Below are 14,892 nucleotides of genomic sequence, written 5' to 3' on the forward strand. Positions count from 1 at the left end.
TTTGAAGTTTTTACACTCTATTTTATCGATTCGCTAAGATACATTATTCATCTCTCTTATGAAAGATAAATTAATGATTACGAAAGTATGGTTTTTATTTAATTTGAGCGCTTTTTCAGCATTCCCCATAATTGTTCTTTGTGTATTACAGCAGCAATAAAAGCCAATAATAGTGGTGTCTTGGCAAGCATTTTAAGCCATTGGCTTTCAATTCTTATTTGAGAACTTACTGCAAAAAGAATCATCGCGAAAATGAAATAAAAAAGGATTCTTTTAATATCGTATGGAACTGGATAGTGTTTTTGTCCCAATAAATAAGAAACAACCATCATTAAACCGAAACAAAGAAATACTGCATAGGCTGCTCCTTGATATCCTATTTTAGGTACTAGAATAATATTTAGAGCAATGGTAATTACCGATCCTATAATAGCCATAATGGCTCCATACCTTGTCTTATCGCTTAACTTGTACCAAAGCGATAATGAAAAGAAAACACCAAAGAACAAATTCCCAAGAAGTACATAAGGAACAATGCTTAAACCCTCATGATAATTCGATCTAATCAGTAGTTTTACAATGTCGATGTAGAACATTACACCCAAGAAAATCAATAAGCAGAATAGCGTAAAATACTTCAATACGTCAGCATAAACCTGCTTTGAGTTTTCTTGCTTTGATTGAGCAAAAAAGAACGGTTCAAAGGCATATCTGAATGCTTGAATAAATAAGGTCATGATAACAGCCAACTTGTAATTCGCACCATAAATACCAGTTTGATACATTGGATCCATGGATTCCGGAATTAGGTTCGGCATCAACATTTTATCCAAATTTAAATTGATTTGCCCGCAAACACTTACAATTAATATTGGCCAGGAATAAGACAAAATTTCCTTTAATAAACTAGAATCTATTTTGAACTTTAAGGATTTAAGATCTGGTAACAACAACAGAAAATTGATAACTGATGCAACACAATAAGCAATAAAGATATAGCCAACGCCTATATTCGGATTCCAGATTGATTCAATTGAAACATTTGGGAAATTTTTGTGTATCCATGGGCATAAAACCAAGAAAAATAAGTTAATACCTACATTAACAAATATATTTATCAGTTTGAGTCCTGCATAACGGAAGGCTCTATTTTGTAGTCGAAGTTTAGCAAATGGTAAGGCAGTTATGGCATCTAAGCCTAATGTAGCGGCCAATAATAAAATATACTCTTTGTGCTCCGAGATTTTTAAATAATCCGCAAGAGGATTCAAAAAAACAAAAATCAATAACCAAAAAATAAGTGTAGATGCACTTAAACTAAAGAATCCGGTTGTAAATGTGATATCCGCTTTGCCTTCCTTATTTGCAAATCGGAAATAACCGGTTTCCATTCCGTAGGTAAGTAGAACTAAAAATAAGGCTACATAGGACATTAAATTAGCTACAATTCCATACTCTTCAGGTACAAAAATATAGGTGTAAACCGGGAATAATAACCAATTTAAAAATCGACCAATAATGGAGCTTATCCCATAAATGGCTGTTTCGCCAGCAAGTTTCTTAAGTGGATTCAATTTTGTGCAATATTTTGATTAAAAATGCAAAGATATTAGAAAATACCATTTATGTCTTTATTGTAAACCAACTGAAAATGAATTAGAAAAGGTTTAAAGAATGTTCCACGTGGAGCAATTTTATTTTTTGATCGAAAAAAAGACTTGTCAGTATTTAAATTGAAAATAAATAAGGTTTATACAAACGTTTTCGGTGTAAGTATTTGATATTTTTGACATTATAAAGTCCTATTCATTTTCATATCCAAAATATTTTTCTCACATTTGCTCTCCATACGCGTTAAGGAACGTTTATGTTAGTGTTTGTTGTTTAAGTATTTTGTGATTATCCCGTGCCTCTCCGGCCGGGATATTTCTTTTTATAAAACTTTGTGTTTTTAATCTATCGAATACTTTTTCCAAACGGTGTAAGAGCAAAACCAGCTAACTTTACATGCTGAGCAGCGAAAGGTATTCCAATAATGGTTATTGCAAAAATCAAAGCAAATACCAAGTGCGTTAAAGCTATCCACAAGCCTCCAATAAAAATCCAAATCACATTCAAAATAATACTCAGGCATCCACCTGCGTGATCGTTGTACTCAACTTTCTGACCAAAAGGTGCCAATCCCAAAATAGACAATTGCATAATTTTAATTCCAAAAGGAATTCCTACAATGGTAAAGCACATTAAAAGGCCAGCAATTAAATATTCAAAGAATATAAAAAGACCTCCAAAAATGATCCAAATGATATTTCCAATAATACTCATAATTGTAATGGGTTAAAGTTTATATGACACACCAAATTGCAATACAAAATCTGGCGCAGTATTTACTATTAAATCCTCTGAAAAAGAGAGTGATAGATTTAAATTATCCGAAATGAAGTAATCAGTTCCTAATACCAATTGTATGGATTCTCTGCCCAACTGTTTGGTAGCGGACTTTTTATAAAATCCAGAATGAAAATCAAACTGAACCTTTGGAACCCAACTTTTACTTAAACCAAAAGCACTTCCAACACTTCCAAATACAATATTCTTGGTTAATATATCGGATAACAGTGCACCAGAACCAATGTGCATGTACCCAGCAGAATAAAAATAGGTAAATGTTTTTTCTCTATACGTAGGTACAATTTTACCTGATATATGACCACCTAAATCATTGGTGCCACTTCCTATCAACTGAGTTTTATTTCCTGTTGAAAACTTAAAAAAAGCACCAACGGATACTACATGTATTTTATTATTCAATACAGGCATATCTAACTTCAAAGCAATATCACCAAACTTCAATTTGCTTTCATTCATTAGAATATGGGTCTCTTCATTCTCTCGATACAAATAGGTAAGGTCAAAATTTGACATCACTTCCCTTGATTTACCGGGTAATCCAAAAGTATCGTGCCATCCAACTATTATTGGGTCCATAACTCCAGTAGAATGTCTTACAAGAGGAATAGTCATTTCAATCTGTAGGTAATCTAATAATCCGTACCTCAGAATTAGATCATTACGGTACATTTCTCCATCAAGATATATCGCCTCAGTAAGCAGTTCGGATGATGTTGCATTGTTTGCAATATTTAGATAACTGCCAAACGCAAAATCATTCTTAGATAATACTTTCCCTCCATAATGGTTGGGCAAACCAAAAAAGTGAATTAATGGACTTTGATTATGGCTTGGATACGGCTCCACAATTTTTTGAGCATAAGTATTGCTCATGAAAAAAAAGAGAATAATGCTAACTAATCGTAGGCTCATCTATTGTTGTCTGGCTTTAATAGAGTAAAAACCAAAACTACAAATAATTAAACAAGATTCCATATCATCGCTGCTGAACCTAAAATTCCAGAATTTCCATTGACGGAAGTTATTTTCAAATTGGTTTTACCTTTATAAACTGACAGCAGATTCTCTTCCATATGATGTTGAGTAGGCTTTAACAACAAATCTCCAGCTTTAGATAATCCTCCTGCCAAAAATATTGTTTCCGGATTATTAATCGCAACCACATTTGCCAAAGCAATTCCTAGAATTTTCCCCGTAAATTCGAAAGATTCAATAGCAATTTTATCACCTCTATAAGCAGCATCTGCAAGCTTCTTTGCACTCATTCGATTAAATGGAATTCCGCGCAACTCACTTTCAAAAGAATATTTGGCTAATAGTTTACTAACCGTTCTTTTTATACCCGTAGCTGAAACATATGTCTCCAGACAACCATATCTTCCGCAACCACATTGTCTACCATTAGGACGAGCTATTATATGCCCTAATTCGCCTGCAAATCCAGAATGACCATATACAATATCATTATTAACAACAATTCCACTACCTAGACCAGTCCCAAGAGTTAAAACCATAAAGTTTTTCATACCTACTGCACCACCATATAGCTTCTCTGCCATTGCTGATGCATTGGCATCGTTGGTAACCTTAACTGGTAAATCGAAATTCTCACGAAGTAAATTACCTAGCGGTAAAATCCCTTCCCACGAAAGGTTTGAAGCATTTTCTATAGTTTGTTTCTTGTAGTCGGCATTGGGAGCACCTACACCAATTCCTATTATTTTATAATTGGATTGACCAGGAACTTCTATAGACTTAATTTTACTTGATAAAATGTTAACAAAGTCGGGGAATCGAACAAAATCCTTAGTATACATACGGTTTTGAGCCAAACAATTACCCAGCTTGTCCACCAAGCCAAAAACCGTATGTGTACCACCAATATCAATTCCAACAGCTAGTTCTTTCATATCACCGATTCTAATTTACGGGATAGGAACTTACAACCTTTCTTTTAACAATGCTCGTATTGGATTAAAAATTCGTTGAAGTAATCTTAAATCTTCAGTGATAATTTCAGCATCACCTTCAATTTTTTGAGCAAAATCGAGTTCAATACCATAATTTGTTACCAGACCATTTGGAAAATTCACATCCAAACTGTACTTCTGATCTTCTGGTATTTTAGATATTGATTGTATTGTTCCTTCCAACATCCCATATTCAAGATAAGGATAATTATCCAGTTTTATATTCACTCTTTGTCCTACCTTTACTTTACCAGCCCCGCGAATACCCAATTCTACCCGGGCAACCACTTTTGTCGAATCTTCGGGCAAGACAGTAAACACCCTTTCCCCAGATTTAACATTCTGATTAGAGCTATAAAACTTGTTGAAAGTAACCTTACCATCAATTGGAGTTTTAATGAGGTATTTTTGCTCCCAGATATCAATTTGTGCTTTTAACTGATCGAAGGATTGAATCATGAAGTTTTGAAGATCCTTTCTTTCTCTCTCCTTCTTCAATTCAAGGTCGATAATTTGTTGTTCAACATTGGAAATATTGATTTGCGTTGAAGCCAATGCCGATCTGGCTCCATGAAAAGAATAGGAACTCTCAAGATACTTTTTCTTCGAATTTTGAAAGTTTTGCTGAGATATTACACCTCTTTTGAATAATGAAGAATCCCTCTCGTATTGTTTCTTAGATATCGCCAACTCGCTTTCCAATATTTTCTTTTGCTGATATTGGCGATCGTAAAACATATTGTATTTACTAATCTGCTTCTTGTAGGAGTCAATTTTTCTGTCATAGTACTCCAATTCAAAAAAACGTTGATAATCAACACACGATTTTAAAAAGGTATTGTAGTAGTTTTGCACTTCACCCAGTCTGAAAGTTCCCTCCACAATATTAGCATTTACACTTTCAGCACCTGTTAAGTGCCCCTGAAAGGTTTCCAGTTTTTCTTTAAGTTCAAAAACATCCTCGTTAAAAGCTGGATTTTCAATAATCGCAAGCAGGCTCCCCTCTTTTACTTCTTCATTATCTTTTACATATAAATCTTGTATTTTACCGCTTGATCGGGCAACCAGTTCAGCAGGAGGATTCAATGTTGTTAAAACCAACCTTGATCCAATAATATCTGGATATCGGAAAAAATAACTACCAATAACAACGGCAGCTATCACAACAAAAAACAAAGTAGTTCCACTCCTAATAATCCAGTTTGGAACTCTTCCAAGTATCTCTTTTACTTCATCTGATCTTAATTCTATATTCGGGTCTTTCTCCATGTTATTTAAACTTTTTAGACGCAGATTTTTATGATTTCATATGATCATTAAGATTTACTTTCCTGCTATTAGCAAAAACCTTGCGTTTAATTTGAGGTTTATTACCAAAATTTAAAAGTAACCCAACTTCTATATTAGTTGCTCGTAAATAATTTACCAACTGAACTTCATGCTCAAAACGGATTGATTCTACGGCTTTTAATTCAATTATGACAGACTCATTTACTACTATGTCAGCATAATAATCACCAATTAACTGACCCTCATAATATACTTTAATATTCTTTTGTTTTTCACAGTCTAAAAGTCTTTTGTCTAATTCAATTAAAAGAGCATTTTCATATACTTTCTCTTGAAATCCAATTCCAAGTTGATTATAAACTTTATAAAATGCTTCAATAATCTTATCTGTAAGCTCAGTATATTTATAATTCTCTATCATGTGCAATTCCATATCATAAAAATCATAATCATCTTATAAAATCAGCGTCTAAAAAAATTAATTACCTAGTTCTAACTGATTCTTAACCAACTGATAATATTTCCCTTCAAGAGAAGTAAGCTCTTCGTGTGTGCCTTGCTCTACAATTTCTCCTTTCTCCAACACTATGATTTTATCAGCATTTCGCACGGTGCTTAATCTATGTGCAACTACTACAACCGTTCTGCCTTTATTAAATTCATCGAGGTTTTCCATAATGGCCAACTCATTGTTTGCATCCAATGCATTGGTAGCTTCATCAAAGAACAAGAATTCAGGATTTTTATAAACCGCACGAGCAATCAGTATTCTTTGCTTTTGTCCCTGGCTTAATCCGTGACCATTGGCTCCAATATTGGTATTGTAACGCAATGGTAAATTTTCAATAAACTGGTCGATACAAGCCACTTGTACTGCATACAACAATCTCTTTTTATCGATATGCTCAACCCCTACCGCAATGTTCTTGGCAATGGTATCCGAGAAAATAAATCCATCCTGCATTACTACACCACAATTTTGGCGCCACATGGCAGAGCTGTAATTTTCTATGGTTGTTCCTCCCAATGAAATTCTACCTTTTGTAGTAGGATAAAACCCCAACATCAGCTTAATTAAAGTGGTTTTTCCACTACCCGATGCTCCCACAATTGCAGTCGTTTTTCCCTCTTCTACCTGTAGGTTTACATCGTTCAAAACCATTTCTGAATGCGGACCTTCGTACTGGAAACAAACATTTTCAATATCAATGGTTTTCTCATCAGGGATTTCTGTAAGTTTCTGATCTTTTACATCCTCCTCCTCTTTCATTTCGTGGATTTCACCCAAACGTTCCAAGGAGATTTTTGCATCCTGCCAGGAGTGAATTACCTGTACCAAATTATCGAGCGGAGAATTCAACTGACCAATGATATATTGAACCGCCAGCATCATACCCAGTGTCATTCCACCATCTAAAACCGCTTTTGCTGCCAAGAATGTGATTATGATATTTTTGGTTTCGTTAAAAAATACCGATCCTGAAATCTGATACTGATTTAAAGCCAAGCCTTTGGTTCTAACCTGGAACAATTCGGCCTGAATTTGTTCCCACTCCCAACGTTTTTGTTTCTCACAGTTGTTCAATTTAATCTCCTGCATTCCGGTGATTAACTGCACCAACGAGTTCTGATTGCTAGACATTTGAGCAAATCTTTTTCCATCCAATTCTCTACGCTTGCGCAAGAACAGGTTCACCCAAAGTAGATAAAGTCCTGATCCCAACATGAAAACCAAGAAAATTTGCATATCGTAAATTGCCAATACAACCCCAAAAATCAAGAGGTTCACCATAGAGAACAACACATTTAAGGTTGAAGATGTCAAAAAGTTCTCAATTCGGGTATGATCTTGAATTCTTTGCAACAAATCCCCAATCATTTTAATATCGAAGAATCCAATTGGCAACTTCATTAACTTGATCAGGAAATCGGATATCAAAGAAATATTAATTCGAGTTGAAATGTGCAGTAAAATCCAGGAGCGAATAAACTCTACCGACATTCTGGATATGAACAATACCAGCTGGGCTATGAGTACCAGGTAAATAAAACTCAAGTTTTGGGTGTTGATCCCAATATCAACAATGGATTGGGTAAGAAATGGAAAAATCAGCTGTAGCAAAGATCCAAATAGCATCCCCAATACCAGCTGAATCATGAATTTGCGATAAGGCTTTAAGTATTTTAGCAGAAAACCTATGCTTTTCTTTTGAGAAACATCTTCGCCGTTCTTACTGTAAAAATCAGGTGTTGGTTCCAACAACAAACACAAACCTTTCAGCTCTCCCTGGCTTTGTGTACTTGCCCATTGCTTAATGAACTCTTCTTTGGTAAATTTCAGCAAACCCGATCCAGGATCGGCAACATGAACAATGGTTTTGTTGCGCTTCTCCTCTACCTTGTGCACCACTACAAAGTGGTTTTGTCCCCAATGACAAACTGCCGGAAGTGGAGCCTCTTTCGCCAACTGATCGAAAGAAATACGAACGCCCATACTTCGCATTCCAATACTTTCGGCCGCATCAGCAATACCCAACATCGAAACGCCTTCGCGGGTAATGTGCGATTTATCGCGTAATGATTGTAAAGTGTAATTCTTGCCATAGTGCTTGGCAATCATGCGCAAACAGGTTGGGCCACAATCCATGGCATCCAACTGTCGAAAGTGTGGAAATCGTTTTTTCAAGGTAAGTAGGAGTTAGATTTAGTTCCAAGCCTAAAAATAAGGAATTTTATTGATATCTAAATGAATTGTACTTTTCCCAAATAAATCGAATTAATACATATTCTTTTCCAATTTCATCTTATTCAAAATAACTATATCGTCTCTCCCTTTTACTTCCAATTCTATTTGTTTTTTACCTAATTCTTCCTTTACAATTTTTTTGAGCTCACAAGTTTCCAAATTGTTTACCTCTGAAAAATCTATACTATTAATTCTTAATATTTGCTGATCTGGCATTAAGCCTGCACGTTCAGCATCCGTGTCATTCCAAACAAACCGTATGAACATTTTCTTTTGGACAATCCTATACTCGAATCCGCAGTTAAAAAATTTAGATACATTAAAATTCTCGTTTTTCTTTAGTACGTAAAGATGTCTTTTAGGAAAATCAAATGTAAGCTTAAAGTTGTTTAATATTCCTGCACCAATTGATGCAATATTAGTATCGCCTATACCTGGACCAACATAGCTTATAACATTTCTAAGAGTATCATTTTCAAAAATGAAGCCAGGAAGGTGTACAATTTTACTTGTAGTTGTATCCTGTATATCTCCTAAAACAGTAGTATAAAGGCTTCCTTTTCCTCTTCTTATTTTTTTTGTACGTAAATATTTAAGATAATTGTTCTTAACTTCGAAAGTGCCATTGTCGCCTAAATCAAATAACATAGTAGCTCTAAATCCATCAACAAAGTGTCCAACAACAAAGGGACTATCTCCTTTCGAAATCTTTTCTTTTTGCTTTAACCCAACAGACTTAAGGTTACTCAATTTATTTGTTATCACAACCCCTTTTGAATCCAAACTCCAAATGCAGGATCTCATTAAATTATATCCAATTATACCATCAATATTGCTACAATCCCAACTGGGGTTTAAACTACTGTTTGATAGCACAGAAACTCCGACCTTATCAAAATGTATATCATTGAACGATACATCCAAGAATGAAAATTTTACATGCATTTTTGAGATGCCATCGCTAATGCTATCCGAAAAACAGCTTAATAAACCAAGCTCATCGTGGACTTCCTGTGAAATGCAGCTACTTTGGGCTCCTGTATCTAGTAAAAATCGATAAACTTTTTTACTACCATTTAATCTAACATTTGGCAGCACATATTTATTATTTTTAATCTCTACCGGTAAATTGATGGTGAAATTCTTATTTCTAAGTTTTGCTACAGATTGTACTTTTTTATAATTGTTACTATAACAGACTACATTAGTACAACAAAAAAACAATATTAATAATACATACTTCATCTTATAAAATTTTAAAGGATAAGCTATTTGCATAACTTATCCTCTTCATTTTTGGCATTAAACAGGTCTAATAACTCTCTTTATTTCTTTACCATCTTTTTTAACTATTTTTTCGTCCCAACGCCCATCGCCATCATGATCAATTTTTTCAACTTCTCTTTTACCACCTTTAACAGTAACTAATTCTAAATTAGTAATCGCGTCTTTTAATAAATCTTTCATACAATTTATCTATTTTCTTGTTTTAGTAACTATAGTTCCATCATTTCGAGTGATTATTTTGATGTCCCAATTTCCATCGCCATCAAGATCTTTTTTATCAACACTGCGTCCTCCTTTTATGCATGACAGCATTAGACTATTCAATACTTCAAAATTTTTCATCATATAAAAATTTAACTATACAATCCTTCCTCACACAAACATTGCATGAATCCTCTCATTTAGCTAGCTTTGCCCTTGATCAGAGTAGCTCAGCTACCAAAGTCGTTTCCGGGATGAGAACGGATATCGATTAATTTGTTCCGGAACGACTTTTTAATGCGCATTATTATTATAAGTCGACTAAATTAAAAACGCTCACTGCCAAAAATGGCAGTGAGCGTTTTTAATTAAACCATATTCACTATTTATATTTAATCTATAATATATGATTTAAGCGGACGGGAATATCTAATATTTATTCCTTCATCTTTTATAGCCTCAATTATTCTGTACAAATTTCGCTCACAAACACTCAATATATCAGCTAATTCCTTTGGTCTACCCGTTGATTTATGAATTGCCAATTTTATCAATTTTCTCTTCACTTCTTTATTCTCCGTAATGTTCATTCTGTGTGGTTAAATAGGTTTTATATACCTATTAATTCCTAAAAACATAAAAAGGTAACCTTTATTAATGTTAAAAAATGTAAATAAATTTAATTTGTGATGTTAATTAAATAGATATACAGTATACTATCATATATTTATAATCACAAGGAAAACAAGCCAAACCTCTTCTTGCATTGATCCCAATCAAAAGAATCCGATAAGGTCATTTTCGTAATTGATTTGTTGATATTGAAAAACTCCATTCTTATAAATCCCAACTCTTTATTGAACACACCAATCCATTTCGATTGGATTAAAGGATGATTCAACCATCCCTCAACCTTAAAGCAGTTAATGTTTCGTTGCAAAATGTTAGAATACTCCTCGAATTGCGATACTACTTTGTAGTGATGTTTCACTTTAACGCCATTTGGTATATTTAATTCCTTGCTTGGCCAAACATATCCAAAGTCCGTTGTCCATTGTTTACCCACTGTCAAGGGAAATCTTACCTCTGGAAAAGGAGTAAATTCATGTACAAAATAGATATCATGTCTTGGTGGATGCAGCCAAACTGTATCTCCATTATCGATAACTCCTGTGCTACTATTAGGCGAGGATATATCCTTTCCTTCGTCAACCCAACCAACTGAAAATTGCTTTTGAGGATCGAAAACCCAAGCTTTACCATTACATACCAAATACATGATTTGCTTCTTCTTTATTCCTTCAGCCGAGGAATTTTCAACCTGGTATTTATAGATGATTTTTTTGCTATAAACTTGGCTATACAAACTGTAATTGCCTAACAAACACAATAAAATCAATACTAAATGCTTTATTAGGTTGTGGCCCTTATAAAACTCCATAAAACCTTTATTTTACATCCGCCGTAGGCAAATCTTTAAAACCATAAGAATATTTTTCTTTTACCTGAGAGTAATCATCCAGATAGAAATCATCCAATTCGGAATGCGGAAATGAATTGTATACCTGTAATTCTATTTTCTTCGAAAGCATAACCTTATCGAGCAAACTAGCCCCTTTAGTTTTGGCAATTGAATCCTTAATAGCCTTAAATGGATATTTAGCATACCAAGTATTGGCTAAAATATCCTTATTATCATCGGATAATGGCATTAAACCAATGGCTAACCTATTTGCGTTTTTCTCAGCAACATCTTCGGGTTTTAAACACATAAAAGGGGAAACCGTTTCCTTATCGAAATCAATTTTAATGGCAGGCTTTCCAAAGGGGTTACTATAATCGTTATACATTACAGCATCAGAGTAAAACTGGGGATTGATATTTCCAACTCTTAATTCCTTTAACAAAATTTCCTTCCAATTCAATGCATCAATCTCTTTATAGATATTGGATTTATTCTTAATCTCAGGCGTGTTGTCGGCATTGTTTTTCATCCCAAAATAATGACGGTACAGTATAAAATACTTGGTATACATACTATCACTTTGATGGATAAAATCTGGAATCCCATCCTCTTTATAATACTCTTTTAAACGCTTGGATAATGCCAACATGGCGCTGTCATTTTTAAACTCACCATAACCATATTCATTTTTGGCAACTTGTTGATCTTCCACGTAAAGCTGATGATACTTCTCTCGCAAATCGTGGTTTAAACCGCTCTCATATTTCAATCGTAATTTGGGATAAGATTTCTCGAATACTTTCCATTCAGAGCTATTTCTGAACGATTCGAATGCTTGTTTTTCAAATCTAACTAAACTATACCCTAGACTTACTAGCTCTTGTGCCAACTTTCTTGCCTCTTTAAACTTTTCACATTTTATGGCACAAACACAAGCATTGTGAACATCTTTATAAAAATGCTTTGGATACTGTTTAAACACTTTTTGATGGATTTGCAAAGCTTCCTCAAATTTCGATTGTGCAATCAATAGCTTGGCTTGGTTCAATTGAGTGTGATAATCGATGTAATCTAATTCTTGATTTTTTTGTGCTAAGCCACTAAAAGTAATTGTTAGCAATAATAGGGTGTTTAAGATTTGTTTTTTCATTTTAGTTTTTTTGGGTAGAGCCGTAGCATGCTACGGCTCAGTAAGAGTTTTGGTATATTTTAGTCCTTACAAAAAAGAAAGCCTCCTTCGCATAAGTAATCTTTCCTTACACAAAGTAGGCATCCCTTAGGTATAAATTTGCTTTCCTTCTTAAAAGTACGTTTCCCTTACAAAAAGTAAGCTCTCCTTCGGCCTGGGAAGCTCCCCTTACAAAAAGTAAGTAGTCTTCTCGGGCGTTTCAGAAGGTTAATCCTGTTCTTCAAGCTTAGATTCACGTTCTTCTCTAAGCTCTCTAAAATATACACTAGCATACAATTCCGCCTTTTCCGGATTCTTCCAGAATACGAAACGACCAGCATCACGAACTGCATCTACAGCTTGTTTTAGATAAGTAAATGCTCTATCGCGCATTTCTTTTGCAGGCCTATCATTTTCTGCCTTATCCCCATTCACACTCGATAGTATTAAACTACACTCTTCGGCAAGAGCTTGTGCTTTTGTTGCTTTAGCAGGATCGCCACCTACCGCCTGAAATGCCTCTGGCTTGCTTTCAATCAATTTTGCCAATTCCGAAAGATCCTGAATCATGTCGGTATTGGTATAACCTTCGGCAACATGATATACAATTTGCATTGCCATATTATCTTTGCGGTAGGCATATCTACAGAAATGTAATAACTCATCTCTGGTCTCGAAAGCTTCTTTCGAAAGTGTGGTCCACTTTTCTTCAGCTTCCGATCTTTCTTTGCGCACTTGTATCCAATTACCTTGTGCTTCTCGCAAACCTTTTGCACGAATTGGTAAATCTTCTATTGTTGCAATATCCAAATCTGTTGCCGTTAATGCATCTTTATCAATTGTAGCATAACGATACAAATCAAAAGCTTCGCCAACTGCAATATTAATAGGCAAATTGGGATCTTTCACATCATCCTGTTCAATTAATAAATAATTGGGTTTTAGGGCTTCAAAACTTTCTTTGTCACTCATTTTTAAATGATTTTTGGATTAATAAAATGGTTAGCTTTATTATAATATTCTTTTAAAAACGAGAATTAAGTTAATTTATTTTGCAAGCCCCACCAAAATGTAAGTGTTAAATATTGTTAATCTTAATTTCAGATATTGTTATTAATAAGTGCAACACCTAACTTTTGCAGGCTATTCAGAAGAATTAATTTTATGAAAGATTATTTATTGGTATCCGCAACTATCCTTTGTCTAATATTTACATTATTTGTATCATTCCGAATTCCCGAAACCGATGGTTACATAACATTCGCAATTGGCACGATAGTGTTTATTTTACTGGTTCACGCAACAATAAAAAGCATGTGGGAGAAATACTAGCGACACTCTTAAAAAGGGATAATACCGATTACCTAAGCTGTACAATAGAAAATTTGACTGTTTGACTATTCGACTGTTTGACTATTCGACTGTTAGACCGTTCGACTATTAGACTCGTTGACCTTTCAAAACTTTCAGTAAGCAAAAAACCCGCTCAACAAATTGAACGGGCTCCTTACATCTATATCTTATTTTCTATATCAAACCGCCGGTTTTTCGAAGCGATTCGCTATTTAATATCTTTATTTTTCTACCGTTTAGTTCTATCAGTTTATCCGATTTAAACTCCGACAACAATCGAATTACCGATTCGGTAGCTGTTCCAACCATATTGGCCAATTCCTCGCGCGTAAGCGATATTTTTAGGGTTCCTTCTTCATTTAAACCGAAAGTGTCCTCAAGGTGTATCAATACTTCAGCCAATCGCTCTCTTACCGTTTTTTGTGCAATATCGGTAATGTAATTGTTGGCTTCACCCAATTCGGCACAAGTAACTTTCATTAGCTGCAAGGCAAAATTAGAGTTCTCTTGTATCAGTTTGGTAAGAACATTTGATGGGATAAAACATACCACGGCATCTTCGATAACCTTTGCGGAAGTGCAAAAACGTTCATGACTTAATACCGATCTAAATCCGATTAAATCACCCTCTTTTGCAAAACGAATAATTTGCTCTTTTCCTTCCAATCCGGTTTTAAAAACCTTTAAAATACCCGAATAAAGAAAGAAGCAACCTTTGGCAAAGTCTCCTTCTCTATAAATTACACTTCCACGTTTAAAGAATTGTACCTCTTCACCCCAAAATAAAAGATTTTGATCGTCGACACCCAGATCAGGAAACTTAAGACTGAATTTCTCAGCCAACTGATTGCAGTTTGGAAGATTAATATTTTGCTTCATTTCAACGCTTACTGAATAAACTTGTTATAAAATAGCTTTGTTAAACATCCTAAAAAAACATGCCAAACCAGCAATTTTTACAGATGTTTTAATCATTTCTTAATTCTAATTTCACCAACTT

The 14,892-nt window shown here is 34.4% G+C and carries 14 protein-coding genes; all 14 read right to left on the reverse strand.

Annotation, left to right across the window (positions count from 1 at the left end):
- Nucleotides 1-98: 98 nt before the first annotated feature.
- Complete coding sequence (locus M0051_RS11890; protein WP_306741750.1) at nucleotides 99-1,574, reverse strand: oligosaccharide flippase family protein; 1,476 nt, start codon at nucleotides 1,572-1,574, stop codon at nucleotides 99-101.
- Nucleotides 1,575-1,956: 382 nt separating this feature from the next.
- The gene (locus tag M0051_RS11895) at nucleotides 1,957-2,325 is read right to left on the reverse strand and encodes a YccF domain-containing protein (protein ID WP_110362342.1); all 369 of its coding nucleotides are present in this window, start codon (nucleotides 2,323-2,325) and stop codon (nucleotides 1,957-1,959) included.
- Between the two features lie 12 nt (nucleotides 2,326-2,337).
- Nucleotides 2,338-3,324, reverse strand: a complete 987-nt coding sequence (locus tag M0051_RS11900) for a DUF3187 family protein (protein WP_306741751.1) — start codon at nucleotides 3,322-3,324, stop codon at nucleotides 2,338-2,340.
- A 47-nt stretch (nucleotides 3,325-3,371) separates the two neighbouring features.
- The gene (locus tag M0051_RS11905) at nucleotides 3,372-4,322 is read right to left on the reverse strand and encodes an ROK family protein (protein WP_306741752.1); all 951 of its coding nucleotides are present in this window, start codon (nucleotides 4,320-4,322) and stop codon (nucleotides 3,372-3,374) included.
- A 30-nt stretch (nucleotides 4,323-4,352) separates the two neighbouring features.
- Complete coding sequence (locus M0051_RS11910) at nucleotides 4,353-5,651, reverse strand: HlyD family secretion protein (RefSeq protein WP_306741753.1); 1,299 nt, start codon at nucleotides 5,649-5,651, stop codon at nucleotides 4,353-4,355.
- A 28-nt stretch (nucleotides 5,652-5,679) separates the two neighbouring features.
- Nucleotides 5,680-6,093 (reverse strand): GxxExxY protein, encoded by a 414-nt coding sequence (locus M0051_RS11915; RefSeq protein ID WP_306741754.1) that lies wholly within the window; start codon nucleotides 6,091-6,093, stop codon nucleotides 5,680-5,682.
- Between the two features lie 57 nt (nucleotides 6,094-6,150).
- The gene (locus M0051_RS11920; protein ID WP_306741755.1) at nucleotides 6,151-8,358 is read right to left on the reverse strand and encodes a peptidase domain-containing ABC transporter; all 2,208 of its coding nucleotides are present in this window, start codon (nucleotides 8,356-8,358) and stop codon (nucleotides 6,151-6,153) included.
- Nucleotides 8,359-8,448: 90 nt separating this feature from the next.
- Nucleotides 8,449-9,696: an aspartyl protease family protein gene (locus M0051_RS11925; RefSeq protein ID WP_306741756.1), complete on the reverse strand. Its 1,248-nt coding sequence runs from the start codon at nucleotides 9,694-9,696 to the stop codon at nucleotides 8,449-8,451.
- A gap of 24 nt (nucleotides 9,697-9,720) precedes the next feature.
- On the reverse strand, nucleotides 9,721-9,885 hold the full coding sequence (locus M0051_RS11930) for a hypothetical protein (RefSeq protein ID WP_306741757.1): 165 nt from the start codon (nucleotides 9,883-9,885) through the stop codon (nucleotides 9,721-9,723).
- Nucleotides 9,886-10,298: 413 nt separating this feature from the next.
- Nucleotides 10,299-10,496, reverse strand: coding sequence for a hypothetical protein (locus M0051_RS11935; protein WP_306741758.1), 198 nt, complete (start codon nucleotides 10,494-10,496; stop codon nucleotides 10,299-10,301).
- A gap of 143 nt (nucleotides 10,497-10,639) precedes the next feature.
- Nucleotides 10,640-11,347 (reverse strand): hypothetical protein, encoded by a 708-nt coding sequence (locus M0051_RS11940; protein ID WP_306741759.1) that lies wholly within the window; start codon nucleotides 11,345-11,347, stop codon nucleotides 10,640-10,642.
- A gap of 7 nt (nucleotides 11,348-11,354) precedes the next feature.
- Nucleotides 11,355-12,521, reverse strand: a complete 1,167-nt coding sequence (locus M0051_RS11945) for a hypothetical protein (RefSeq protein WP_306741760.1) — start codon at nucleotides 12,519-12,521, stop codon at nucleotides 11,355-11,357.
- A 246-nt stretch (nucleotides 12,522-12,767) separates the two neighbouring features.
- Complete coding sequence (locus tag M0051_RS11950; protein WP_306741761.1) at nucleotides 12,768-13,511, reverse strand: hypothetical protein; 744 nt, start codon at nucleotides 13,509-13,511, stop codon at nucleotides 12,768-12,770.
- Between the two features lie 555 nt (nucleotides 13,512-14,066).
- Nucleotides 14,067-14,771 (reverse strand): Crp/Fnr family transcriptional regulator, encoded by a 705-nt coding sequence (locus M0051_RS11955; protein WP_306741762.1) that lies wholly within the window; start codon nucleotides 14,769-14,771, stop codon nucleotides 14,067-14,069.
- Nucleotides 14,772-14,892 lie beyond the last annotated feature (121 nt).

The organism is Marinifilum sp. D714 (assembly GCF_030851345.1).
Lineage (GTDB): Bacteria > Bacteroidota > Bacteroidia > Bacteroidales > Marinifilaceae > Marinifilum.